The following is a 23,858-nucleotide window of genomic DNA, read 5'->3' on the forward strand; positions in this document are numbered from 1 at the left end:
TACCAATAGAGGAGTACATATAATTACCCAGAAATCTTTTTTTAGGAAAAGTGAAATTCGATATATGTACAAATCCAAAAGAAAGTATCGAGAAATAAAAGAATCATCGAAAATATTTTATGATGTACTTTTGTAGTTTAAGTAAATATGTGTTTCGGAGAATCGTCATTAAGATTACTAGTTCGATGCTTGATAAAATTGTAAAGATCATATAATTACCTTCAAACAATGAGTATATGGCTGAAGGGAACATTAAAAGTAAAAATACGATCAGGTTGTTCAGCTTTGGTCTTAAATAAGAGGCGAAATAAACACTCTTCGATTATAGGAGCTAATATGACAGCCTTGATAAGCATTTCATTAACTGATCGACCAGAAGTGATATGTTTTGCATCAAGTAGATGCGCTATACCAGACATAGGTATAGAGATAATTGTGACAACAAGAAAATACAAAAAAATAAGTAGAATAAATTGACTCCAGTCGATTTTAGTCTCTTTAATGTGTTTTGGATTTTGCAAGAATGATTGTAAGTTCATAGAGGTATAATTGTAGAAATGCTTTACATCAATGGGGCTTTTTGTCTGCGAATTGCAGGTGTGTTTTGTCTCTTGTAGTAATATATTATAACAAGTATGGTGATGGAACTTAAAAGAGTACAAAGCCATGAGCCCTCAAAACCAAAATCACCACCATTAAATGAGTTTTTTATCAATATATTGAATTTGAATACAGAGCTGACGTTTAGGCCACTTACGTTATAATCGAAAACGCAGCCTTGAATGAAATTCCAAAACAGATGTAAGCTAATTGGGAACCATAGATTTCTTGTATAGATATAAGTGCTACCTAAAAGGATGCCTGCAATAAATAGATTGGTGATGCCGAATAGGCTCAAATTATCGTTAAAGGAATGTCCTAGAGTGAAAATAGTAGAAGAGATAATTAAACTCCAATAAGGATTTGTGGAGTCCATTAGATTATTGAGAATATACCCTCTGCATAATATCTCTTCGTTTAAAGCGACAATAATGAATAAAAGAAAGCCGTAGATGAAGTCAGAAGTATCAAAATGGATACTTGTTATTGAAATGCTATTATTTATATATAATATGCCAGTACCGACTAGCATAATTCCAGTAGCAGAGAGTAATCCCCAAAGTAAATCTTTGCTTTTTCCTTTAATTGAAAAACCCATCGATGAGATGGATCGTTTGTCAATATTCTTGCGAAAGAAAAAGATAACAGCTAATGCCCCAATCAACCCTGCCCCTTGAGTAAAAAAAAGTTCTCGAAGATTCATCTCTTGTGTTTGATGTAAACTATCGAGACTACCACTTATTATTAATGAGGCTATAAATGAGAACAAGCCTCCTATAAATAATGTTCCTAATATGACTAATATGATTCTAATAGCAACAGGGATATTTGACTTTGCTTCTTCTCTTACTATTGGATTTTCATCTGACATATGATTTGTTTTAAGAGTTTATATATATTTGGCTTAAAAGTAGACTAATTGCGACATAATTTAATATGTCAAGTTTGTCAAGTTGGAAGTGGATTCCGAATCTTTCTTTTTGTTTTAAATTCTAACGTTTAATTTCAAACTTATTTAAGAGATCAAAAAAATGAATTGATTTATTAAGAATTGACCTAAGTAACATTTCAGTTGAGGAAGATGAAAAAACTGTGAAAACATTTAACTATCTTTGTACGCTGATTTCAAGGGTTTTTTGTGAAAATAACTGGGGTCGCCTATTGTTATTTGGAAATAATTAATACCTTTGCAACCAATTTGTTAAAATATATTTAATCACAAAGTAATTGTTAATATGCCTACAATTCAACAGTTAGTTAGAAAAGGACGTGTCAAGCTTGTAGAGAAAAGCAAGGCTCCAGCTTTGGATTCTTGTCCTCAAAGAAGAGGAGTTTGCGTACGTGTTTACACTACTACACCTAAGAAGCCTAACTCAGCTATGCGTAAAGTAGCTCGTGTTAGATTGACTAACGGAAAAGAAGTGAATGCTTACATTCCAGGAGAAGGACACAACTTGCAAGAGCACTCGATCGTATTGATCCGCGGTGGTCGTGTAAAAGACCTTCCAGGTGTAAGATATCACCTTGTTCGTGGTGCACTAGATGCGTCAGGAGTAGAAGGTCGTATGCAGCGTCGTTCTAAGTATGGTACTAAGCGACCAAAAGCTAAAAAGTAATTAATTCTAGTTTTTAAAAACTGTGAGTTAATGTTTATGTGTTGTTCTCTATTAAGTTGAGTAAATGATCGTGAGATTTTTGAAGACTGAACCAGGCAGCTACAACGGATAACTCGTAAACTAAGAAAGAATGAGAAAGTCAAGACCAAAAAAAAGAATCTTGTTACCAGATCCAATATTTAATGATGTTTTGGTAACACGATTTGTAAATGACTTAATGGTTGACGGTAAGAAAAATCTATCTTATAAGATTTTTTATGCAGCGTTAGAGATCGTTAAGGAGAAAACTGAAAAGACAGGAAAATCTCCTTTGGAGGTTTGGAAAAAGTCTTTGGAAAATATTACTCCAGGAGTTGAGGTTAAGTCTCGCCGTGTAGGTGGTGCTACTTTCCAAGTTCCAATGGAAATTCGACCAGAAAGAAAAGTTGCTATCTCTATAAAGAATATGATTCTTTTTGCTCGTAAGAGATCAGGTAAGTCTATGGCAGAGAAGTTGTCAGCAGAGATTATTGCTGGATTCAACGAAGAGGGTGGAGCTTATAAGAAGAAGGAAGATACTCATAGAATGGCTGAAGCTAATCGTGCATTTGCACATTTTAGATTTTAATCATTGCAACCTTTAAGATCATGGCAAAAAGAGATTTAAAATATACCAGAAATGTTGGTATCATGGCTCACATCGATGCTGGTAAAACTACAACTACTGAACGTATCTTGTATTATACTGGTGTTTCTCACAAAATTGGTGAGGTGCATGATGGAGCTGCTACCATGGACTGGATGGAGCAAGAGCAGGAGCGTGGTATTACCATTACTTCAGCCGCTACAACTTGTTTCTGGAATTACAATAACGAGAAGTTTCAGGTTAATATTATTGACACCCCAGGTCACGTTGACTTTACCGTTGAGGTAGAGCGTTCTTTGCGTGTACTTGATGGTGCTGTTGCATGTTTTTGTGCAGTAGGTGGTGTTGAGGCTCAGTCTGAGACAGTTTGGAGACAAGCTAATAAATATAAAGTTCCTCGTATGGGTTTTGTGAACAAGATGGACCGTTCTGGTGCTGACTTTTTCAAAGCTGTACGTGAGGTTAAGGAAAAGCTTGGTGCTAATCCTGTGCCTATTCAGATTCCAATTGGAACAGAAGAAAAGTTTTGTGGTGTAGTCGATTTGATTACTATGCAGGCTTGTATTTGGTTTGAAGATGAGTCTGGAACCAACTATAGAATGGAAGAAATTCCAGCTGAATTAGTAGAGGAAGCTAATGAGTGGAGAGCGAATCTTGTAGAGGCAGTTGCTGAGCAGGATGAAGATTTGATGGAGCGTTTCTTCGAAGATCCAGATTCTATTACAGAGGATGAAATGTATGTAGTAATCCGTAAGGCTACTATTAACATGGATATCGTGCCAATGTTATGTGGTTCTGCATTTAAGAATAAAGGTGTTCAAAGATTATTGGATGCTATGATTACTTATTTGCCATCTCCTCTTGATATTGATGCTATTGAAGGTACAGTTCCTGGAACTGACGAAGTAGTTTCAAGACAACCTTCTGTTGATGAGCCATTAGCTGCTTTAGCATTTAAAATTGCTACTGACCCATTCGTAGGTCGTTTAGCATTTACTCGTGTTTATTCAGGTTCTATTGATGCAGGTTCGTATGTTTATAACGTAAGAACAGGAAACAAAGAGAGAATTTCTCGTTTGTATCAAATGCACTCAAACAAGCAGAATCCTATCGACCGTGTTGAGGCTGGTGATATTTGTGCTTGTGTAGGATTTAAAGATATTCGTACTGGTGATACTCTTTGTCAAAAAGAAACTCAGATCGAATTAGAATCTATGGATTTCCCAGAACCAGTAATCGGTATCGCTGTTGAGCCTTTGACTCAAAAGGATATGGAGAAAATGGGACTGGCTCTAGGTAAATTAGCTGAAGAGGATCCAACATTCCAGGTTAAGACTGACGAAGATTCAGGTCAAACAGTTATCTCTGGTATGGGTGAGCTTCATCTTGATATCATTATTGACCGTTTGAAACGTGAATTTAAAGTAGAGTGTAACCAAGGTGCGCCTCAGGTTGCATATAAGGAAGCTATTACTCGCGATGTTGAAATGCGTCAGGTATTTAAGAAGCAGTCTGGTGGACGTGGTAAATTTGCTGATATTCAATTCCGTTTGGGTCCTGTTGATGCAGATTTTGAAGGCGATGGATTACAGTTTGTGGACACTGTTAAAGGTGGACATATTCCTAAGGAATTTATCCCATCTGTTCAGAAAGGTTTCACTGAAGCAATGAAAAATGGTGTATTGGCAGGTTATACTGTAGATACGTTAAAGGTTGAGTTATTTGATGGTTCTTTCCATCCAGTTGACTCGGATCAATTATCTTTCGAATTAGCTGCTAAGCAAGGTTACCGTGAAGCATGTTCTAAAGCAGGACCTGTACTTCTTGAGCCTATTATGAAAGTTGAAGTGGTTACCCCAGAAGAATATATGGGTGATATCATCGGTGACTTGAATAAGCGTCGTGGTCAGATTGAAGGAATGGAGTCTAAGCATGGTGCTCGTGTAGTACTTGCTAAAGTGCCATTGTCAGAGCAATTCGGTTATGTAACTGTATTGAGAACTCTTTCTTCTGGTCGTGCTAACTCTTCTATGGAATTTTCTCACTTCGAAGAAGTGCCTAAGGGAATTGCTAAAGATGTAGTTGAAGCTGCTAAGGGTAAAGTAGAATTATTGTAATTAATATCGTAATAGATTTATTAATATGAGCCAGAAAATTAGAATTAAACTGAAATCTTACGATCATAACTTAGTTGACAATTCAGCTGATAAGATTGTAAAAACAGTTAAGGCTACAGGTGCGGTAGTAAGTGGACCAATTCCACTTCCTACTCACAAGAGAATATTTACTGTTCTTCGTTCAACTTTCGTGAACAAGAAATCAAGAGAACAATTTCAGCTTTCTTCATTTAAGCGTTTAATTGACATTTACAGTTCAACTGCAAATACAATTGATGCTTTGATGAAACTTGAGTTGCCAAGTGGTGTTGAAGTTGAAATTAAAGTTTGATAGACAGTATTGTTAGTTTTATTTTAAAACAAAAAGAGAAATGCCAGGATTAATTGGAAAAAAAATCGGAATGACTTCCGTTTACAGTGCCGAGGGAAAATGTATTCCATGCACTGTCATTGAGGCAGGTCCATGTGTCGTAACACAAATCAAGACTGTAGAGTCTGATGGTTACGCAGCACTTCAGTTGGCTTTTGATGAAAAGAAAGAAAAGCGAACAACTAAGGCGCTAGATGGGCACTTTAAAAAGGCAAACACAACTCCTAAGAAGAAACTTGTTGAATTTTCGGATTTTGACAAAGAGTACGCTTTAGGTGAAGCCATTACAGTTGATATTTTTGCTGACACTATGTATGTAGATGTTGCAGGGGTTACTAAAGGTAAAGGTTTCCAAGGTGTTGTAAAACGTCATGGTTTTGGCGGAGTAGGTGGCGCGACACACGGTCAACATAACCGTTTACGTGCACCTGGTTCTATTGGTGCTGCATCTTACCCAGCTCGCGTATTTAAAGGCATGAGAATGGCCGGACGTATGGGTGGGGACACTGTGAAGATTCAAAATCTTCAGGTTCTTAAGGTAATTCCTGAGAACAACTTATTATTAGTTAAAGGATCTCTTCCAGGGTCTAAAGGTTCATACGTAATTATTGAAAAGTAATGGAATTAACTATTTTAAACACAGCTGGAGAAGATACAGGAAGAAAAATTGAGTTGCAAGATTCAGTTTTCGGCATCGAACCAAACGAGCACGCTATTTACTTAGATGTAAAACAATTTTTAGCAAACCAACGTCAGGGAACTCACAAGTCAAAAGAGAGAGCTGATATTTCTGGTAGTACTGCTAAGATTAAGAAGCAAAAAGGTACTGGTACAGCTCGTGCTGGTAGTATCAAGTCTCCTTTGTTTCGTGGTGGAGGTCGTTGTTTCGGTCCTCGTCCAAGAAACTATACCTTCAAATTGAATAAAAAACTTAAGCAATTAGCTCGTAAATCTGCTTTGGCAGTTAAGGCGCAAAACAATGCTTTAGTTGTTGTTGAAGATTTCAATTTTGAAGTAGTAAAGACAAAAATGTTTGTTGATCTTCAAAATAATCTGAAAGTGTCTGATAAAAAAGTGCTTTTGGTTTTAAATGAAGATAATAAAAACATATATTTGTCGTCTCGTAATTTGAAGAATGTTGAAGTTGTACGTGTTTCTGACCTTGCAACTTACGATATTATGAAAGCTTCAACTTTGTTATTCGTTGAGAGTTCGATTAAAGGGCTCGATGAAATGTTTAAACTAAACTAAGTTTAAAAAAATGGAAATTTTATTAAAGCCCCTCGTTACTGAGAAAATGACTGAACTAAGCGAAAAGTTAAATCGCGTAGGTTTTGTTGTTGATCGCAGAGCGACCAAGATCGATATTAAGAGAGCAGTTGAGAAAATGTACAGCGTTAAAGTTGTTTCGGTAAATACCATGAACTATCAAGGTAAAACAAAAAGCCGTTTCACTAAAGCTGGTGCAATTAATGGTAGAACTGTTTCTTTTAAGAAGGCGATTATAACTTTAGTTGAAGGAGATAACATAGATTTTTATAGCAATATTTAATTAGAAAATGGCTGTACGTAAATTAAAACCTGTAACTCCTGGTCAAAGACATAAGATCCTTAATACCTTTGAGCAGGTAACTACAGACAAACCTGAGAAATCATTGTTGAGACCAATGAAAAAAACCGGTGGTAGAAATAACACTGGTAAAATGACAATGAGATATATAGGTGGTGGTCACAAAAGAAGATATCGAGTAATCGATTTCAAAAGAGACAAGGATACTATCCCTGCCAAAGTTGTTTCAATAGAGTACGATCCAAACCGTACTGCGCGCATTGCTTTGCTTGTGTATGCAGATGGTGAGAAGCGTTACATTATTGCTCCAAATGGCTTAGAGGTAGATCAAGTACTTGTTTCTGGTGAAAAAGTTGCTCCAGAGATCGGAAATGCAATGCCATTATCAGATATCCCATTAGGAACAATAATTCATAATATTGAATTAAGACCCTCTCAAGGTGCTGTGATGGCTCGTAGTGCTGGTGCATATGCTCAACTCGTTTCAAGAGATGGCAAATATGCAATGATCAAATTACCTTCGTCAGAAGTTAGAATGATTCTTGTTACCTGTAAAGCTACAATCGGTACCGTTTCTAATAGCGATCACGCTCTAGAAAGAAGTGGTAAAGCTGGTCGTACTCGCTGGTTAGGTAGAAGACCTCGTGTTCGTGGTGTAGTGATGAATCCAGTTGATCACCCAATGGGTGGTGGTGAAGGTAAATCTTCAGGAGGACATCCACGCTCTAGAACAGGTGTTTTAGCGAAAGGTTTCAGAACTAGAGCTAAAAAGAATGCTTCTAATAAGTATATCGTTGAAAGAAGGAAAAAATAATTTGATTAATTAAGTTGTTATGAGTCGTTCATTAAAAAAAGGCCCTTTTATCGATTTCAAATTGGATAAAAGAGTAATAGAGCAAAACGAGTCAGGTAAAAAATCAGTGATTAAAACCTGGTCACGTCGTTCTATGATCTCTCCAGATTTCGTAGGCCACACGATTGCCGTTCACAACGGAAATAAATTCATTCCAGTATATGTTACCGAGAATATGGTAGGACATAAATTAGGAGAATTTGCACCAACTCGTACCTTTAGAGGTCACGTTGATAAGAAAAAACGTTAAGCGTGACGTTGGTTTTAATTAACATTTTGAATTCGTAAAAATGGGAGCTAGAAAAAGAATAAAAGCAAACCAAATAAAGGAACAGAATTTAAGCAAAGCGTTTGCTAGCTTAAAGAATGTTCCGACTTCGCCCCGCAAAATGCGCCTTGTTGCCGATATGGTAAGAGGTATGGAGGTGAACCGAGCTTTAGATGTACTTCGTTTCAGTCCAAAAGAAGCATCAAATCGCGTAGAAAAACTAGTGCTTTCAGCAATTGCCAACTGGCAAGCTAAGAATGAAGGTCAAAGATTAGAGGATAGCGCACTTTACGTGAAAGAAATTTCAGTAGACTCTGCACGTATCCTTAAGCGTCTAAGACCTGCTCCTCAAGGGAGAGCACATAGAATTAAAAAGAGATCAAATCATGTAACTATATTACTTGGTAGCAAAACTGCCGAAAGTGATACAAAAGAATAGTTAGAATGGGACAAAAAGTAAATCCAATAGGAAATCGACTGGGAATCATCAGAGGATGGGATTCTAACTGGTTTGGTGGAAAAAACTACGGTGAGAAGCTTGTTGAGGACACAAAAATTCGCAAGTATTTAAATGTTCGTTTAGCAAAAGCAAGTATTTCAAAAATCATAATTGAAAGAACTCTTAAACTTATCACAATTACTATCAACACTGCACGCCCTGGTATTATTATCGGTAAAGGTGGTCAAGAAGTAGATAAGCTAAAAGAAGAGTTAAAGAAGATTACTGACAAAGAAGTACAGATTAACATCTTTGAAATTAAGCGTCCTGAGTTGGATGCCGTAATCGTCGCTAATAACATTGCTCGTCAAATCGAAGGACGTATCGCCTATCGAAGAGCAACTAAGATGGCCATTGCTTCTACAATGAGAATGGGTGCTGAAGGAATTAAAATTCAAATCTCAGGTCGTTTAAATGGAGCAGAGATGGCACGTTCTGAAATGTATAAAGAAGGACGTACTCCTCTTCATACTTTAAGAGCCAATATTGATTACTGTTTAGCTGAAGCTTTAACAACTTACGGTTTATTAGGTATCAAGGTTTGGATCTGTAAAGGTGAGATTTATGGAAAACCAGATTTAACTCCAAATGCAGGATTACGCGATGCTCGCGCTCCTAAAGGTGGAAAGCCTGGTTTTAATAGAAGAAAAAAGAAGTAGTCTTTAAATTTTAATGTATTAGTACGATGTTACAACCAAAAAGGACTAAATTTAGGAGACAACAAAAAGGAAAAATGAAAGGTAACGCAGGTCGCGGAACTGAATTAGCATTTGGATCTTTTGGAATTAAATCACTTGAAACAAAGTGGTTGACTGGTCGCCAGATTGAAGCTGCTCGTGTTGCAGTAACCCGATATATGCAAAGACAAGGTCAGCTGTGGATTAGAATATTCCCAGATAAACCTATCACTAAGAAGCCTGCAGAGGTACGTATGGGTAAAGGTAAGGGTTCACCAGAAGGATTCGTTGCTCCTGTTTCACCAGGAAGAATGTTATTCGAGTGTGAAGGTGTACCTTATGAGGTAGCTAAAGAGGCTTTGCGTCTAGCTGCACAAAAGTTACCTGTTACTACAAAGTTTGTCGTAAGACGTGATTATGTTGAAAATTCAAATGTTTAATCATGAAGAATTCGGAAATCAGAGAGTTAACAACACAGGAAATAGTAGAAAAGTTGGACGCTGAAAGAACAGCATTAACTCGATTCAACCTAAATCACGCTATTTCACCTTTGGAGAATCCTTTGCAAATAAAGGAAACCAGACGTAATATTGCAAAATTAATGACGGAATTACGTCAGAGGCAATTAACTGAAAAGTAAAAAAGTGATGGAAAGAAACCTTAGAAAAGAACGTATCGGGGTAGTGGTGAGCGACAAAATGGATAAAACCATTACAGTTGCAGTTCACACTAAAGAAAAACACCCTATTTACGGAAAATTCGTGAACAAGACTAAGAAGTATACTGCTCACGATGAAGAAAACACCTGTAATGAAGGTGATACCGTAAAGATCATGGAAACCCGACCTTTAAGTAAAAATAAGACTTGGAGATTAGTTGAACTTATTGAAAGAGCTAAGTAATCATGATACAAACAGAAAGTAGACTATTAGTAGCTGATAACAGCGGAGCCAAAGAAGTTCTTTGTATCCGTGTGTTAGGCGGAACCAAAAAACGTTATGCGTCAATTGGCGATAAGATTGTGGTTACCGTTAAGAACTCAATCCCAGGTTCGGATATGAAAAAAGGAACAGTAACCAAAGCCGTTATTGTTCGTGTAAAGAAAGAGATTAGAAGAAATGATGGGTCTTATATCCGCTTTGACGATAACGCTTGTGTGTTGTTGAATACAGCAGAAGAGATGAGAGGAACCCGTATTTTTGGACCTGTTGCAAGAGAACTACGTGAAACAAACATGAAGATCGTATCTCTAGCACCAGAAGTATTATAATCTTGTAAACTTAGAACAATGCGAAAGAAGTTACATATTAAAAAGGGTGATACCGTAATTGTAAACGCAGGGGAATCTAGAGGCCAGGAAGGTAAAGTTTTAGAAGTGATTGTTGACAAGCAACGTGCGATCGTTGAAGGTGTTAACATGATGTCTAAGCATACCAAACCTAACGCAGCTAACCCTCAAGGCGGTATTATTAAGAAAGAGGCTCCTATTCACATTTCAAATTTGAATGTGAAGGATCCTTCTACCGGGAAAGCTACCCGTATTGGTAGAAAATTGAATGACAATAACAAATTAGTTAGATACGCTAAAAAGTCAGGGGAGGAGATCAAGTAATGAGTTATACACCATCTCTAAAAAAACAGTATACAGAGGAAGTTGTTCCAGCTTTAATGAAGGAATTCAACTACAAGTCTGTAATGCAAGTTCCTAGATTAACGAAGATAGTACTTAATCAAGGTGTTGGACAAGCAATTGCTGACAAAAAAGTTCTTGAGTTCTCTTTGAACGAAATGACTACAATCACTGGACAGAAAGCAGTATCAACTCTATCGTCTAAAGATATTTCTAACTTTAAGTTACGTAAGGGTATGCCAATTGGTACTACTGTTACTTTACGTCGCGAGCGCATGTACGAATTTCTTGAGAAATTAGTTCGTGTTGCTTTACCACGTATTCGTGACTTCAAAGGTATTAATAGCAAGCTTGATGGACGTGGAAACTATACATTAGGTATTGAAGAGCAAATCATTTTTCCTGAAATCCTTTTGGATGAAGTGAATAAGATTATGGGTATGAATATTACCTTTGTTACTTCTGCAAATACCGATGAAGAAGCCTATGCTCTTTTGAAAGAATTTGGATTACCATTTAAAAACATTAAAAAGTAATACGATGGCTAAAGAATCAATGAAAGCTCGCGAAGTTAAGCGTCAAAAATTAGTAGAAAAATACGCTGCTAAAAGAGCTAAACTAAAAGAGGAAGGTGACTATATCGGTCTTAGTCGTTTGCCTAAAAATTCTTCACCTGTTAGATTGCATAACAGATGTAAGTTAACTGGTCGTCCTAAAGGATATATGAGACAATTCGGTGTAAGTCGTATCACTTTCCGTGAAATGGCTTCTTCTGGTCTTATTCCTGGAGTAATGAAGGCAAGTTGGTAACCAACAACGTTTGTAAAAGAACTATTGTTAAATATTGTCCCGAGCAATCGGGATCAATTTAATTTTTTAAATAATGACAGATCCAATAGCAGATTTTCTTACACGTTTAAGAAATGCAATTATGGCTAACCACAAAGTGGTTGAAATACCTGCATCAAACGTAAAAAAAGAAATGACAAAAATTCTTAAGGATAAAGGATATATCCTTAATTACAAATTTGAGGATGATGGTTTGCAAGGTAAAATTAAAATTGCTTTGAAATATCATCCAGAGTCTAAGATTCCAGCAATTAAGGACCTTAAACGTGTCTCTAAGCCAGGTTTAAGAAAATATTGTGGAGCTACTGAATTACCTCGCGTACTTAACGGTTTAGGTATTGCTATCTTATCTACTTCTCAGGGAGTAATGACTGATAAGGAAGCTCGCCAAAAGCATGTTGGTGGTGAAGTATTGTGTTTCGTTTACTAAATTTAGGGAGGATAAGAAATGTCGAGAATTGGAAAATTACCTATCGTTTTGCCTGCCGGAGTTGAAGTAAAGGTAAACAAAGATAATTCAGTGGTGGTTAAAGGCCCTAAAGGTGAATTAACCCAACAGGTTGATCCTGTAATCAAAGTAACTGTAGAAGAAAACTCTATTGTTCTAGAGCGTCCAACTGATCAGAAGCCTCATAAAGCAATGCATGGTTTATATCGTTCATTAATCAATAACATGGTTATTGGTGTAAGTGAAGGATTCAAGACTGAGCAAGAGCTTGTAGGTGTTGGTTACCGTGCGACTTCTCAAGGACAAATCTTAGAGTTGGCTTTAGGTTACTCTCACTTGATTCATATGGAGATTGCATCGGAAGTTAAAGTAACTGCTGTTACTGAAAAACGTGCTAATCCAATTATTACTCTTGAGAGTTGCGATAAGCAATTGGTAGGACAGGTTGCTGCAAAGATTCGTTCTTTCAGAAAACCAGAGCCGTATAAAGGAAAAGGTGTTAAATTTGTTGGAGAGCAGCTAAGAAGAAAAGCTGGTAAATCTGCGGGTAAATAATTTCTAAAACAGTAAATTATGGCTTTAACTAAGCGCGAAAGAAGACTTAGAATTAAAAGACGAGTTCGTAAGTCTATTTCTGGAACTGCTGAAAGACCAAGAATGTCAGTTTTTCGTTCAAACAAGCAGATTTCAGTACAAATAATTGATGATATTACTGGAAAGACTTTATTATCAATTTCATCTCTTGCAAAAGATTTTGCAGAGAAGGAAGGTAATAAAATTGAGCAAGCAGAATTCATAGGGCAAGCAATTGCTGAGAAAGCTGTTACTGCAGGTATTTCTGAAGTAGTATTTGATAGAAATGGTTACTTATACCATGGTAGAATTAAATCTTTAGCGGACGCTGCTCGTAAAGGTGGCCTTAAATTTTAAATATTATGGCAGATAAGAATATTAAGACTAGCGACGCAGAGCTTAAGGATAAACTGGTTGCAATTAATCGTGTTACTAAGGTAACAAAAGGTGGACGTACTTTTAGCTTTTCAGCAATTGTTGTTGTTGGAAATGAGAATGGTTTAGTAGGTTGGGGGCTTGGAAAAGCTAACGAGGTTACTACAGCAATCTCAAAAGGTGTTGATGCTGCTAAGAAAAACCTGATTAAAGTTCCAGTTCTTAAGGGAACTATTCCTCACGAGCAACTTGCACGTTTTGGTGGAGCAGAGGTTTTCATTAAGCCTGCTTCTCATGGTACCGGGGTTAAAGCCGGTGGTGCGATGCGTGCCGTACTTGAGAGTGTTGGTGTAACTGATGTACTTGCAAAGTCAAAAGGATCATCAAACCCTCATAACCTTGTGAAAGCTACTATTGCGGCTCTTGCTGAGTTGAGAGATGCTCATACTGTAGCTGACCATAGAGGTGTATCATTAGATAAAGTGTTTAACGGTTAAACTAAAGGAAATGGCTAAGATTAAAATTACCCAAGTTAAGAGTAAAATTGGGAGTAGTGCTCGCCAAAAGAAAACCTTAGAAGCATTGGGATTGAAAAAGATCAATGGTACTGTTGAGCATGAGGCTACACCTCAAATTAAAGGAATGGTTGCAAAGGTAAGTCACCTGGTTACCGTTCAAGAATAATAATTGTTAATAGCATAAATATATTATGGACTTAAGTAACTTAAAACCCGCCGTCGGATCTGTAAAGACAACCAAAAGAATTGGTCGTGGACAGGGCTCTGGTAGAGGTGGTACCTCAACCAAGGGACATAAAGGGCAGAAGTCAAGATCTGGATACTCTAAAAAAGTTGGTTTCGAAGGTGGTCAAATGCCTTTGCAACGAAGAGTTCCTAAGTTTGGATTTAAGAATATTAATAGAGTTGAATACAAAGCTATTAATGTTGAAGTATTGCAAGTATTAGCTGATAAGCTTAACATTACATCTATAGATGCAGAAGTTCTAGTAAACGCAGGAATGTGTAGTAAGAACGACAGAATCAAAGTTTTAGGTAATGGTGTTTTATCTGCTAAGCTTGAAGTTAAAGCTCATGCGTTCTCAAAATCTGCTCAATCAGCGATTGAAGCAGTTGAAGGAACTGTTGTTAAATTGTAAGATTAGATAATGAAAGGTTTAATAGATACATTGAAGAACATCTGGAAGATTGAAGATTTAAGATCAAGAATCTTAACAACTTTAGGACTTCTATTGGTTTACCGTTTAGGAACCATGATTGTGTTGCCGGGGATAGACCCAGCTCACTTAGGCGCGTTAAAATCTCAAACTGCTGATGGTGTATTAGGTTTGTTAGATATGTTTTCAGGGGGTGCATTCTCGAATGCTTCAATTTTCGCCCTAGGAATCATGCCTTACATTTCTGCATCCATCGTTATTCAGTTGATGGGAATTGCTGTCCCTTACTTTCAACGTTTACAACGTGAAGGTGAGAGTGGTCGTCGTAAAATCAATCAGATTACACGTTATTTAACGGTTGTCATTCTTATTCTTCAAGCACCTGGATATCTATTAAACCTACACTCGACTTTGCCTGAAGCAGCTTTCATTTTGAAAGGCTTTTTCTTTACTGCATCTTCAGTAGCTATTCTTGCAGCCGGATCCATGTTTATCATGTGGTTAGGTGAAAAGATTACTGATAAGGGAATTGGTAACGGTATTTCTATCATCATCATGATTGGTATTATTGCTCGATTACCTTTTAACTTTGTTGCTGAACTTGGATCAAGATTAGAAGGTCAAGGAGGTGGATTAATTCTACTTGTTCTTGAAATTGTAATTTTGTTCGTAGTTTTTGCTCTGACTATTTTGTTAGTACAGGGTACTAGAAAGATTCCAGTACAGTACGCTAAACGTATTGTTGGAAACAAGCAATATGGTGGTGTTCGTCAGTACATTCCTTTAAAAGTGAATGCAGCTGGTGTTATGCCTATCATTTTTGCTCAGGCTATTATGTTCTTGCCTATGGCATTTGTGAACTATGCGAGTTCTGATTCATTATCTGGAGTTGCTGCTGCTTTGAGTAACTACACTGGTTTTTATTACAATGCTTTGTTTTTTGTAATGATTGTGTTGTTCACTTACTTTTATACTGCAATTACAGTTAATCCAACGCAAATGGCTGAGGATATGAAAAAGAATGGTGGATTTATCCCGGGTATTAAGCCAGGTAAAAAGACTGTTGATTTCTTAGATACTGTAATGTCTCGTATTACTTTACCGGGATCTTTATTCTTAGGTTGGGTTGCAATTATGCCTGCCTTTGCAATGTTAGGTGGTATAAATAGTGGTTTTGCTCAATTCTTCGGAGGTACATCTTTATTGATTTTAGTGGGTGTTGTTTTAGATACTCTACAACAAATTGAGAGTCATTTATTGATGCGTCATTACGATGGCTTGATGAAGTCTGGAAGAATAAAAGGCAAATCTCCAGCAGGAGCTGCTGCTTATTAAAATATTTTTGCTTTCTTTGCAAAATGATTTTTTACAAAACTGAGGAGGAGATAGCGTTACTTGAACAAAGTAACATGCTGGTGGCCAGAACTCTTGGTGAAATATCAAAGAGGATATGCCCCGGCATATCGACTCTTAAGTTAGATCAAATTGCGGAAGAATATATAAGAGATAATGGTGGTATACCAGGATTTCTTGGTTACGATGGATTTCCAAACACACTTTGCATGTCAGTAGGCAAGCAAGTTGTGCATGGAATACCATCTTTCTATGAGTTGAAAGATGGGGATATTTTATCTTGCGATTGTGGTGTGTTGTTAAATGGTTTTTATGGCGATTCAGCATATACATTCAGTGTAGGAGAAGTAAAACCGGAGATTAAATCGTTACTAAAAGTAACTAAGGAAGCTCTTTATAAAGGCATAACTAATGCGGTCGAAGGAAACTATTTGGGAGATATCGGCTATGCCATTCAAGAACATGCAGAGAAACATTCTTTTTCTGTTGTACGAGAAATGGTGGGACACGGAATTGGTAAGGATTTGCATGAAGATCCACAGGTTCCAAATTTTGGTAAACAACACCAAGGTTTAAAGTTGCGAAATGGACTAGTTATAGCCATTGAACCAATGATCAATCTGGGAAAGAAAGAGGTTTATCAAGATGAAGATGGTTGGGCAATTGTAACGGCAGATGGTTTGCCTTCTGCACATTTCGAACACACAGTTGTTGTAAGAAATGGACAAGCTCAAATCCTGTCCAGTTTTGAATTTATTGAGGAATAAAATAACATATAATACAATTATTACTTATGGCTAAGCAGCCTTCAATAGAACAAGACGGTACCATTACCGAAGCATTATCAAATGCAATGTTTCGTGTAGAACTTGAGAACGGACACGTGATTACAGCTCATATTTCCGGGAAAATGAGAATGCACTATATTAAGATCTTGCCTGGGGATAAGGTTAAAGTGGAAATGTCGCCATACGATCTTACTAAAGGGCGCATTACTTTTAGATACAAAAATTAAATTTCGATAAAATGAAGGTAAGAGCATCTGTAAAGAAACGTTCTGAAGATTGTAAGATCGTTAGAAGAAAAGGACGTTTGTATGTGATTAATAAAAAGAATCCTAAGTTTAAACAACGTCAAGGATAATTAAGTTAACTTGTAAATAAATAAATAAATTTTATGGCTAGAATTGTTGGAGTCGATTTGCCTCAAAATAAGAGAGGGGTTATTAGTTTAACCTATATCTTTGGAATTGGTAATAGCGCCGCTAAACAAATCCTTGATGAAGTTGGTGTTAGCTACGATACAAAAGTTAAGGACTGGACAGATGATGAAGCTGCTAGAATTCGTCAAGCAATTAATGCAAACTTCAAGGTTGAGGGGGAATTACGTTCTCTAAACCAGTTGAACATTAAGCGTTTGATGGATATTGGTTGCTACCGTGGTATTCGTCACCGTGTTGGTTTACCTTTACGTGGTCAGAGAACTAAAAACAACTCCCGTACTAGAAAGGGTAAGAGAAAAACAGTTGCAAACAAAAAGAAAGCAACTAAATAATTGTTAAGTTATGGCAAAAAAGTCTGTATCAGTTAAAAAAAGAGTTGTGAAGGTTGAAGCGCTAGGACAAGTGCACATCCACTCATCATTCAACAACATTATTATCTCAATGACCAATAACACTGGTCAGGTTATTTCTTGGTCATCGGCCGGTAAAATGGGATTTAGAGGTTCTAAGAAGAACACTCCATATGCTGCTCAACAAGCTGCATCCGATTGTGCTAAAGTTGCTCATGATCTAGGTTTGAGAAAAGTTAAAGTATACGTTAAAGGTCCAGGTAACGGACGTGAATCTGCAATCCGTGCAGTTAATTCTTGCGGAATTGATATCGCAGAGATCATCGATGTAACTCCACTACCTCATAATGGTTGTAGACCTCCAAAAAGACGTAGAGTATAATTAAAAATTCAGCTTAAATTTTGTTCGGTTTTTTTTTCTTTTGATATCCTCTCAAGAACAGCGGCCCTTTTAAAACCGATAACTTTTTAAGTCACTTAACGTAAAAAATTAAATTTAATAAGAGATGGCTAGATATATAGGACCAAAGAGTAAAATTGCTAGAAAATTTGGAGAGCCAATTTTTGGACCTGATAAGGCATTTGAAAATAAAAACTACCCTCCAGGACAGCACGGTAACAGCCGTAGAAGATCAAAAATGTCTGAATATGGGGTTCAGTTAAAAGAGAAGCAAAAAGTAAAATACACTTATGGTGTATTAGAAAAGCAATTCTCTAACTTATTTAAAAAGGCCGCAAGAAGTAAAGGTATTACTGGTGAAGTATTGTTACAACTCCTAGAGTGTCGTTTAGACAACGTTGTTTACAGATTAGGTGTTGCTCCAACAAGATCAGCTGCTCGTCAGTTGGTTAGCCATAAACATATTACTGTAAACGGTCAGGTTTGTAATATCGCTTCATTTTCAGTAAAAGCCGGGGATATCGTAGGAGTTCGTGAAAAATCGAAGTCTTTAATTGCTATTACCGATTCTTTATCTACTGCAAGATACAACCAAGCATCTTGGTTGGAATGGGATCAAACTTCACTTACTGGTAAGTTTTTAAACATTCCTGAAAGAACTGAGATTCCTGAGAACATCAAGGAGCAGTTAATCGTTGAATTGTATTCTAAATAAAAATAGTTAATCAATATTTTATGGCAATATTAGCTTTCCAAAAACCGGACAAAGTTATTATGCTCGACGCTGACGACAAATTCGGTAAATTCGAATTTCGTCCACTTGAGCCTGGATATGGTATTACAATTGGTAACGCCTTAAGAAGAATTTTACTTTCTTCTCTTGAGGGGTATGCAATTACTACTATTAAGGTTCAAGGTGTTGATCATGAATTCTCTACAGTACCAGGTGTTATTGAGGATGTAACCGAAATGATCCTGAACTTAAAGCAAGTTCGGTTTAAACAAAAAGTTGAAGAAGTTGATAGCGAATTGGTTACTGTTACCATTTCGGATCAGGAAACTTTTACAGCAGGCGATATTAACAAGTTCCTAACCGGTTTCGAAGTGTTGAATCCAGAACTTGTGATTTGCAGAATGGATAGCTCTGCCAAATTACATTTGGATTTAACTATCAATAAAGGTCGAGGTTATGTTCCTTCTGTAGAGAATAAACCAGTTGATGCGGAATTTGGAGTTATTCCAATTGATGCTATTCACACACCAATTAAGAACGTTAAGTTTGATGTTGAAAACTACCGTGTTGAGCAAAAAACTGACTATGAAAAGTTAGTTTTTGAAATCACTACTGATGGTTCAATTCATCCAAAAGAAGCGTTGAAAGAAGCGGCGAAAATACTTATTTATCACTTCATGTTATTCTCAGACGAAAAGATTACTCTTGACACTGATGAGAAATTCGCTAATGAAGAGTTTGATGAAGAAGTATTGCATATGCGTCAACTTCTTAAGACTAAATTGGTAGATATGGATCTTTCTGTAAGAGCATTGAACTGCTTGAAAGCTGCTGATGTAGATACACTAGGAGAACTAGTTCAATTTAACAGAAACGACCTGTTGAAATTTAGAAACTTTGGTAAGAAATCCTTAACCGAGTTAGATGATTTATTAGAATCATTGAATCTTACTTTCGGTATGGACATTTCTAAGTATAAATTAGATAAGGAATAAGGTAAAATGAGACATAGAAAAAAGTTTAATCACTTAGGAAGAAAAGCTGCCCACAGAAAGGCTATGCTTTCAAATATGGCTTCTTCTTTAATCTTGCACAAAAGAATCAGCACAACTACAGCTAAAGCAAAAGCTTTAAAAATGTATGTAGAGCCGTTGATTACAAAGAGTAAGGAAGATACCACACACTCAAGACGTGTTGTTTTTAGCTATTTAAAGCAAAAAGAAGCGGTGACTGAGTTGTTCAAAGAAGTTTCAGTTAAAGTTGCGAACCGCCCAGGTGGTTATACACGTATACTTAAGACAGGAAATCGTTTAGGTGATAATGCAGAAATGTGTATTATCGAACTTGTTGATTTCAATGAAACTTATGTAACTGAGAAAAAAGCTGAAGTTAAGAAAACAACTCGTAGAAGAAAAAGCACTAAGACTGCGGAAGCTACTACTGAAGTTGAAGCAACAGAAGCAACTGAAGTTAAAGGCGAAGAGTAATCTTTCCTTTTCATATAAAAAGAGGGATAAAGTTAAGCTTTATCCCTTTTTTAATGCCCTAAAGAATTTGCTAACGTTTGCATAGATTCCTCTCTTTTTTTTGAGTAAATTATGTGAATATATGATTTTTAATAGTGAACTTTAGGTCTGATAACAAATTAGTTACTATCATTACTATTATAATATATTAATACCGTAAGTTATGTCAGAAATTGTAAAAATTCACGGTCGTGAAATTCTTGATTCACGTGGAAATCCTACTGTCGAAGTTGAAGTAACCCTTGCTAGTGGTTATATGGGGCGTGCCGGTGTTCCTTCTGGAGCTTCAACTGGTGAAAATGAAGCATTAGAGCTTCGTGACGGCGATAAGTCTCGTTACCTAGGTAAAGGTGTGTTAAAAGCAGTTGATAACGTAAACAACGCTATTGCGAATGCACTTCTTGGTATGGATGCTACTAACCAAGTAGCTATCGATAAAGCGATGATCGCTCTTGACGGAACTAAAACGAAGTCAAATTTAGGTGCTAACGCAATGTTAGGTGTTTCTTTGGCTGTTGCTAAAGCTGCTGCTGCTTATTCTGAATTACCATTATACCGTTATATTGGTGGTGCAAATGCTTGTGTTCTTCCTGTTCCTATGATGAACATTATCAATGGTGGTTCTCACTCTGATGCTACAATTGCATTTCAGGAATTCATGATCCGTCCTATTGGTGCTCCTTCATTCCGTGAGGCTTTAAGAATGGGTGCTGAAGTATTCCATGCTCTTGCTAAAGTTCTTAAAGGAAAAGGTCTTTCTACTGCGGTAGGTGACGAAGGTGGTTTCGCTCCTATGTTGGGTGGTACTGAAGAGGCTATTGACTGTATCCTTACTGCTATCAAAAACGCTGGTTACAAAGCTGGTCGTAAAGAAGATGGTGGTGATGTTTCAATCGCTATGGATTGTGCTGCTTCTGAGTTTTTCAAAGACGGTGTATATGACTATAGTATTTTTGAGCCAAACGGCGCTAAAAGAAACTCTGAGGAGCAAGCTGCTTACTTAGCTGAGTTGATTTCTAAGTACCCTATCGATTCTATCGAAGATGGTATGGACGAAGGTGACTGGGATGGATGGGTTGCGTTAAATACTCTTATTGGTGATAAGTGTCAGATCGTAGGTGACGATTTATTCGTAACTAACACTGATTACCTTGCTAAAGGTATCGAGCTTAAAGCTGCTAATTCAATCTTGATTAAAGTAAACCAAATTGGTACTTTAACTGAGACTTTGAATGCAATTGAAATGGCTCACCGTGCTGGTTATACTTCAGTAACTTCTCACCGTTCTGGTGAAACTGAAGATGCAACTATCGCTGATATTTCAGTTGCTACTAACGCTGGACAGATTAAGACGGGTTCTTTGAGTCGTTCTGATCGTATGGCTAAATATAACCAATTGCTACGTATTGAAGAAGAATTGGGTGAAAATGCAATTTTCGGATGCTAATTATTAGCCCCGTGCATATATAGAAAAAGGAGTCTAACGACTCCTTTTTTTTATGATCTATTTTTAAGAACAATCTTAGATATACTCTTCCATCAAATTGAAAAGTGTTTTAGATTGGAATGGCTTTGATATATAAGCGTCCATACCAACCTCGATTGATACTTCTTTGTCTGAAGAAAAATAGTTGGCACTAAATGCGATAATTGGCACACGATATTTTCTGTCAGTTTCCATTTCTCTAATATGTTGCGCGGCTTCAATACCACCCATAATTGGCATTTGCAAATCCATTAAGATCATATCGTATTGATTGTTGGCGAACATTTCAACAGCTTCCTTACCATTTTCCGCAATCTCAACCTTACCTACTCTTGATCTTAAGTAGATTTCAATGGTTTTTCTGTTACTAAGCTTATCTTCTACTAACAAGATTTTTGCTTCGCTGATTGGAATATTTCTCTTTTCTACTTCCGTTTTAACGACAATACAAGAATCGATATTCTCTTCCCAACAAACGCGTTCGATTTTTTCCATATATTTATTTGTAGCCGAGTAAGAAATTAAATTTGACTGATTAAAGATTAAAATTAGACATTTATATGATAATTAAAAATCTTATTGCTTAAATTTTTTTAGCTGCTTGTAATGTCTCTGGATTTCAATTTGGTTTATTATTAATTTATTTGTTTACACTATCAGGTTTTTGTGATTGATCGCTCCATTAGTTTTTTTATTTTTGTGTGAGATTGATGCTTAAATATTGAATAGAAATTGCTTTATATTTGGTTTCAATTGATTATGATTTCGAAATAGAGTTAAAATTTAAATAGATGGCTGACGATAAGAAGATTATCTTTTCAATGGAGAGAGTGAGTAAAACTTTCTCTTCACAGAAAAAAGTATTGAATAATATCAACCTTTCTTTCTTCTACGGAGCGAAAATTGGTATTATTGGTTTAAATGGTTCGGGTAAATCGACATTGATCAAGATTATTGCTGGGCTTGAGCCTTCATTCGATGGGCATGTGGTTTGGTCAAAGGATCACAATATCGGTTATTTGGCTCAGGAACCAGAGTTGGATGATAGCAAGACAGTTAGACAAATTGTTGAAGAAGGCGTTCAGGAGATTGTTGATTGTTTGAACGCTTACGAAGCAGTTAATTTGAAATTTGGTGACCCTGATGTTCTTGAGGATCCGGATAAGATGCAAGCCGTAATGGATGAGCAAGCTGAGCTTCAGGAGAAGATTGATCATTACGATGCATGGAATCTTGACACCAAGCTGGAACGTGCTATGGATGCTTTACGTTGTCCTGAAGGCGATGCTATTGTGAAGCATTTATCAGGAGGGGAACGACGTCGTGTGGCTTTGTGTCGTCTGCTTTTGCAAGAGCCAGATATTCTTTTGCTCGATGAGCCAACTAACCACTTGGATGCTGAATCGGTAGAGTGGTTGGAGCAGCACCTTGCTCAATACAAAGGAACCGTTATTAGTATTACTCACGACCGTTATTTCTTGGATAATGTTGCGGGTTGGATTCTTGAACTTGATAGGGGTGAGGGTATTCCATGGAAAGGAAATTATAGTGCTTGGTTAGATCAGAAAACCAAACGTATGGCTATGGAGGAAAAAACGGCAAGTAAGCGTCGTAAAACTTTAGAGCGTGAGTTGGAATGGGTTCGTATGGCTCCAAAAGCCCGTCAAGCCAAATCAAAGGCTCGTTTGAATGCTTACGATACCATGATGAATCAGGATCTAAAAGAAGCTGAAGAAAAGTTGGAGATTTTTATCCCTAACGGCCCTCGATTAGGTAATAAGGTGATTCAGGTTAAGGAAGTATCTAAGGCTTTTGGAAATAAATTGCTTTTTGAAGATTTGGAGTTTGAATTGCCACCTGCAGGTATTGTTGGTGTTATTGGACCCAATGGTGCGGGTAAAACCACACTTTTCAGAATGATTATGGATCTTGAGCAGCCTGATAAGGGAACCTTTGAAGTGGGTGAAACGGTTAAGGTTGGATACGTCGATCAGCAACATGCTGATATCGATCCTGAGAAATCGGTTTACGAAGTGATTTCTGGTGGTGGTGATTTAATTAATGTTGGCGGTCGTACCATTAATGCTCGTGCCTATGTGGGACGATTCAACTTTAACGGAGCCGATCAGGAGAAGAAATGTGGTGTGCTTTCGGGGGGTGAGCGTAACCGTTTACACTTAGCTTTAACGCTTAAGGAAGAAGCTAATGTGCTTTTACTGGATGAGCCAACCAATGATATTGATGTGAACACGCTTCGTGCCCTTGAAGAAGGTTTAGAAAGTTTCGCAGGATGTGCTGTTGTGATTTCTCACGACCGTTGGTTCCTGGATAGAATTGCGACTCATATTCTGGCATTTGAAGGTGATTCTCATGTTCAATTCTTCGAAGGTGGCTATAGCGATTACGAGATTAATAAAAAGAAACGACTGGGCGATGAAGGGCCTAAGCGTATTCGATATAAGAAACTACTGGCTGATTAATTTCACCAACTTAAAAATTGAGGGAAGAAGCCAGATTGGTTTTCTTCCCTTTGTTTTTGTATTT

At 37.0% G+C, this 23,858-nt stretch carries 38 protein-coding genes; 35 read left to right on the forward strand and 3 right to left on the reverse strand.

Annotated features, from left to right (window positions below):
* Positions 1 to 221 precede the first annotated feature (221 nt).
* Together DWB61_RS07220 and DWB61_RS07225 are read right to left on the reverse strand one after the other, a co-directional pair.
* Positions 222 to 539 carry a hypothetical protein gene (locus DWB61_RS07220; protein WP_125030228.1) on the reverse strand — a complete coding sequence of 106 codons (318 nt, stop codon included), beginning with the start codon at positions 537 to 539 and terminating at the stop codon, positions 222 to 224.
* 23 nt (positions 540 to 562) lie between these two features.
* Entirely contained in the window at positions 563 to 1,471 is a 909-nt protein-coding gene (locus tag DWB61_RS07225) for a CPBP family intramembrane glutamic endopeptidase (RefSeq protein ID WP_125030229.1), read from the reverse strand.
* Positions 1,472 to 1,835: 364 nt separating this feature from the next.
* Between DWB61_RS07225 and rpsL the strand changes: the two genes are divergently transcribed.
* The 34 genes from rpsL to eno all read left to right on the forward strand — a co-directional run bounded on the left by rpsL (position 1,836) and on the right by eno (position 21,275).
* Positions 1,836 to 2,216 (forward strand): 30S ribosomal protein S12, encoded by a 381-nt coding sequence (rpsL, locus tag DWB61_RS07230; protein ID WP_125030230.1) that lies wholly within the window; start codon positions 1,836 to 1,838, stop codon positions 2,214 to 2,216.
* A 130-nt stretch (positions 2,217 to 2,346) separates the two neighbouring features.
* The gene (gene rpsG / locus DWB61_RS07235; RefSeq protein WP_125030231.1) at positions 2,347 to 2,823 is read left to right on the forward strand and encodes a 30S ribosomal protein S7; all 477 of its coding nucleotides are present in this window, start codon (positions 2,347 to 2,349) and stop codon (positions 2,821 to 2,823) included.
* A 20-nt stretch (positions 2,824 to 2,843) separates the two neighbouring features.
* Entirely contained in the window at positions 2,844 to 4,958 is a 2,115-nt protein-coding gene (gene fusA / locus DWB61_RS07240) for an elongation factor G (RefSeq protein ID WP_125030232.1), read from the forward strand.
* 25 nt (positions 4,959 to 4,983) lie between these two features.
* Positions 4,984 to 5,289, forward strand: coding sequence for a 30S ribosomal protein S10 (gene rpsJ, locus DWB61_RS07245; RefSeq protein ID WP_125030233.1), 306 nt, complete (start codon positions 4,984 to 4,986; stop codon positions 5,287 to 5,289).
* Positions 5,290 to 5,329: 40 nt separating this feature from the next.
* The gene (gene rplC / locus DWB61_RS07250) at positions 5,330 to 5,947 is read left to right on the forward strand and encodes a 50S ribosomal protein L3 (RefSeq protein ID WP_125030234.1); all 618 of its coding nucleotides are present in this window, start codon (positions 5,330 to 5,332) and stop codon (positions 5,945 to 5,947) included.
* Positions 5,947 to 6,579, forward strand: coding sequence for a 50S ribosomal protein L4 (gene rplD, locus DWB61_RS07255; RefSeq protein WP_125030235.1), 633 nt, complete (start codon positions 5,947 to 5,949; stop codon positions 6,577 to 6,579). Before rplC ends, rplD begins: the two co-directional genes overlap by 1 nt.
* 10 nt (positions 6,580 to 6,589) lie before the next feature.
* Complete coding sequence (gene rplW, locus DWB61_RS07260) at positions 6,590 to 6,880, forward strand: 50S ribosomal protein L23 (RefSeq protein ID WP_125030236.1); 291 nt, start codon at positions 6,590 to 6,592, stop codon at positions 6,878 to 6,880.
* Positions 6,881 to 6,887: 7 nt separating this feature from the next.
* Positions 6,888 to 7,712, forward strand: a complete 825-nt coding sequence (gene rplB, locus DWB61_RS07265; protein ID WP_125030237.1) for a 50S ribosomal protein L2 — start codon at positions 6,888 to 6,890, stop codon at positions 7,710 to 7,712.
* A 19-nt stretch (positions 7,713 to 7,731) separates the two neighbouring features.
* Positions 7,732 to 8,001 carry a 30S ribosomal protein S19 gene (rpsS, locus tag DWB61_RS07270; RefSeq protein ID WP_125030238.1) on the forward strand — a complete coding sequence of 90 codons (270 nt, stop codon included), beginning with the start codon at positions 7,732 to 7,734 and terminating at the stop codon, positions 7,999 to 8,001.
* A 40-nt stretch (positions 8,002 to 8,041) separates the two neighbouring features.
* Positions 8,042 to 8,458 carry a 50S ribosomal protein L22 gene (gene rplV, locus DWB61_RS07275; protein ID WP_125030239.1) on the forward strand — a complete coding sequence of 139 codons (417 nt, stop codon included), beginning with the start codon at positions 8,042 to 8,044 and terminating at the stop codon, positions 8,456 to 8,458.
* 5 nt (positions 8,459 to 8,463) lie between these two features.
* Positions 8,464 to 9,177, forward strand: coding sequence for a 30S ribosomal protein S3 (rpsC, locus tag DWB61_RS07280; protein WP_125030240.1), 714 nt, complete (start codon positions 8,464 to 8,466; stop codon positions 9,175 to 9,177).
* Between the two features lie 26 nt (positions 9,178 to 9,203).
* Positions 9,204 to 9,635: a 50S ribosomal protein L16 gene (rplP, locus tag DWB61_RS07285; RefSeq protein ID WP_125030241.1), complete on the forward strand. Its 432-nt coding sequence runs from the start codon at positions 9,204 to 9,206 to the stop codon at positions 9,633 to 9,635.
* A gap of 2 nt (positions 9,636 to 9,637) precedes the next feature.
* Positions 9,638 to 9,835, forward strand: a complete 198-nt coding sequence (rpmC, locus tag DWB61_RS07290; protein ID WP_125030242.1) for a 50S ribosomal protein L29 — start codon at positions 9,638 to 9,640, stop codon at positions 9,833 to 9,835.
* A gap of 7 nt (positions 9,836 to 9,842) precedes the next feature.
* Complete coding sequence (gene rpsQ, locus DWB61_RS07295; RefSeq protein ID WP_125030243.1) at positions 9,843 to 10,097, forward strand: 30S ribosomal protein S17; 255 nt, start codon at positions 9,843 to 9,845, stop codon at positions 10,095 to 10,097.
* Positions 10,098 to 10,099: 2 nt separating this feature from the next.
* Positions 10,100 to 10,465, forward strand: coding sequence for a 50S ribosomal protein L14 (gene rplN / locus DWB61_RS07300; protein ID WP_125030244.1), 366 nt, complete (start codon positions 10,100 to 10,102; stop codon positions 10,463 to 10,465).
* 18 nt (positions 10,466 to 10,483) lie between these two features.
* Positions 10,484 to 10,807 (forward strand): 50S ribosomal protein L24, encoded by a 324-nt coding sequence (rplX, locus tag DWB61_RS07305; protein ID WP_125030245.1) that lies wholly within the window; start codon positions 10,484 to 10,486, stop codon positions 10,805 to 10,807.
* On the forward strand, positions 10,807 to 11,361 hold the full coding sequence (gene rplE / locus DWB61_RS07310) for a 50S ribosomal protein L5 (protein WP_125030246.1): 555 nt from the start codon (positions 10,807 to 10,809) through the stop codon (positions 11,359 to 11,361). The genes rplX and rplE overlap by 1 nt, the downstream gene beginning before the upstream one ends.
* A 4-nt stretch (positions 11,362 to 11,365) precedes the next feature.
* The gene (gene rpsN / locus DWB61_RS07315; protein ID WP_125030247.1) at positions 11,366 to 11,635 is read left to right on the forward strand and encodes a 30S ribosomal protein S14; all 270 of its coding nucleotides are present in this window, start codon (positions 11,366 to 11,368) and stop codon (positions 11,633 to 11,635) included.
* 73 nt (positions 11,636 to 11,708) lie between these two features.
* A complete protein-coding gene (gene rpsH, locus DWB61_RS07320; RefSeq protein WP_125030248.1) occupies positions 11,709 to 12,104 on the forward strand; it encodes a 30S ribosomal protein S8 in 396 nt (131 codons plus the stop codon).
* Positions 12,105 to 12,122: 18 nt separating this feature from the next.
* On the forward strand, positions 12,123 to 12,677 hold the full coding sequence (gene rplF / locus DWB61_RS07325; RefSeq protein ID WP_125030249.1) for a 50S ribosomal protein L6: 555 nt from the start codon (positions 12,123 to 12,125) through the stop codon (positions 12,675 to 12,677).
* 18 nt (positions 12,678 to 12,695) lie between these two features.
* Positions 12,696 to 13,052 (forward strand): 50S ribosomal protein L18, encoded by a 357-nt coding sequence (gene rplR / locus DWB61_RS07330; RefSeq protein ID WP_125030250.1) that lies wholly within the window; start codon positions 12,696 to 12,698, stop codon positions 13,050 to 13,052.
* 5 nt (positions 13,053 to 13,057) lie between these two features.
* Entirely contained in the window at positions 13,058 to 13,567 is a 510-nt protein-coding gene (gene rpsE / locus DWB61_RS07335) for a 30S ribosomal protein S5 (RefSeq protein ID WP_125030251.1), read from the forward strand.
* A 10-nt stretch (positions 13,568 to 13,577) separates the two neighbouring features.
* Positions 13,578 to 13,754, forward strand: coding sequence for a 50S ribosomal protein L30 (gene rpmD, locus DWB61_RS07340; protein WP_125030252.1), 177 nt, complete (start codon positions 13,578 to 13,580; stop codon positions 13,752 to 13,754).
* Positions 13,755 to 13,779: 25 nt separating this feature from the next.
* On the forward strand, positions 13,780 to 14,226 hold the full coding sequence (gene rplO, locus DWB61_RS07345) for a 50S ribosomal protein L15 (RefSeq protein ID WP_125030253.1): 447 nt from the start codon (positions 13,780 to 13,782) through the stop codon (positions 14,224 to 14,226).
* Between the two features lie 9 nt (positions 14,227 to 14,235).
* Positions 14,236 to 15,579 carry a preprotein translocase subunit SecY gene (secY, locus tag DWB61_RS07350; protein WP_125030254.1) on the forward strand — a complete coding sequence of 448 codons (1,344 nt, stop codon included), beginning with the start codon at positions 14,236 to 14,238 and terminating at the stop codon, positions 15,577 to 15,579.
* 23 nt (positions 15,580 to 15,602) lie between these two features.
* Entirely contained in the window at positions 15,603 to 16,364 is a 762-nt protein-coding gene (map, locus tag DWB61_RS07355; protein WP_125030255.1) for a type I methionyl aminopeptidase, read from the forward strand.
* Positions 16,365 to 16,390: 26 nt separating this feature from the next.
* Positions 16,391 to 16,612 (forward strand): translation initiation factor IF-1, encoded by a 222-nt coding sequence (gene infA / locus DWB61_RS07360; RefSeq protein WP_054714084.1) that lies wholly within the window; start codon positions 16,391 to 16,393, stop codon positions 16,610 to 16,612.
* 11 nt (positions 16,613 to 16,623) lie between these two features.
* Positions 16,624 to 16,740: a type B 50S ribosomal protein L36 gene (gene ykgO / locus DWB61_RS07365; RefSeq protein WP_054714088.1), complete on the forward strand. Its 117-nt coding sequence runs from the start codon at positions 16,624 to 16,626 to the stop codon at positions 16,738 to 16,740.
* 33 nt (positions 16,741 to 16,773) lie between these two features.
* Positions 16,774 to 17,151 (forward strand): 30S ribosomal protein S13, encoded by a 378-nt coding sequence (rpsM, locus tag DWB61_RS07370; protein WP_125030256.1) that lies wholly within the window; start codon positions 16,774 to 16,776, stop codon positions 17,149 to 17,151.
* Between the two features lie 10 nt (positions 17,152 to 17,161).
* Complete coding sequence (gene rpsK, locus DWB61_RS07375) at positions 17,162 to 17,551, forward strand: 30S ribosomal protein S11 (RefSeq protein ID WP_125030257.1); 390 nt, start codon at positions 17,162 to 17,164, stop codon at positions 17,549 to 17,551.
* 124 nt (positions 17,552 to 17,675) lie between these two features.
* The gene (gene rpsD, locus DWB61_RS07380; protein WP_125030258.1) at positions 17,676 to 18,284 is read left to right on the forward strand and encodes a 30S ribosomal protein S4; all 609 of its coding nucleotides are present in this window, start codon (positions 17,676 to 17,678) and stop codon (positions 18,282 to 18,284) included.
* Between the two features lie 20 nt (positions 18,285 to 18,304).
* Positions 18,305 to 19,297: a DNA-directed RNA polymerase subunit alpha gene (locus DWB61_RS07385; RefSeq protein ID WP_125030259.1), complete on the forward strand. Its 993-nt coding sequence runs from the start codon at positions 18,305 to 18,307 to the stop codon at positions 19,295 to 19,297.
* Between the two features lie 6 nt (positions 19,298 to 19,303).
* Positions 19,304 to 19,789: a 50S ribosomal protein L17 gene (gene rplQ, locus DWB61_RS07390; protein WP_125030260.1), complete on the forward strand. Its 486-nt coding sequence runs from the start codon at positions 19,304 to 19,306 to the stop codon at positions 19,787 to 19,789.
* Between the two features lie 202 nt (positions 19,790 to 19,991).
* Entirely contained in the window at positions 19,992 to 21,275 is a 1,284-nt protein-coding gene (gene eno, locus DWB61_RS07395) for a phosphopyruvate hydratase (protein WP_125030261.1), read from the forward strand.
* Positions 21,276 to 21,350: 75 nt separating this feature from the next.
* Here the strand turns inward: eno and DWB61_RS07400 are convergent, their stop codons facing one another.
* On the reverse strand, positions 21,351 to 21,809 hold the full coding sequence (locus DWB61_RS07400) for a response regulator (RefSeq protein WP_125030262.1): 459 nt from the start codon (positions 21,807 to 21,809) through the stop codon (positions 21,351 to 21,353).
* A 296-nt stretch (positions 21,810 to 22,105) separates the two neighbouring features.
* Here DWB61_RS07400 and ettA point away from each other — a divergent pair, with 296 nt between their 5' ends.
* Positions 22,106 to 23,794, forward strand: a complete 1,689-nt coding sequence (gene ettA / locus DWB61_RS07405) for an energy-dependent translational throttle protein EttA (protein ID WP_125030263.1) — start codon at positions 22,106 to 22,108, stop codon at positions 23,792 to 23,794.
* Positions 23,795 to 23,858 lie beyond the last annotated feature (64 nt).

The sequence above is a fragment of the Ancylomarina euxina genome, from assembly GCF_003863355.1.
Classification (GTDB): Bacteria; Bacteroidota; Bacteroidia; order Bacteroidales; family Marinifilaceae; genus Ancylomarina; species Ancylomarina euxinus.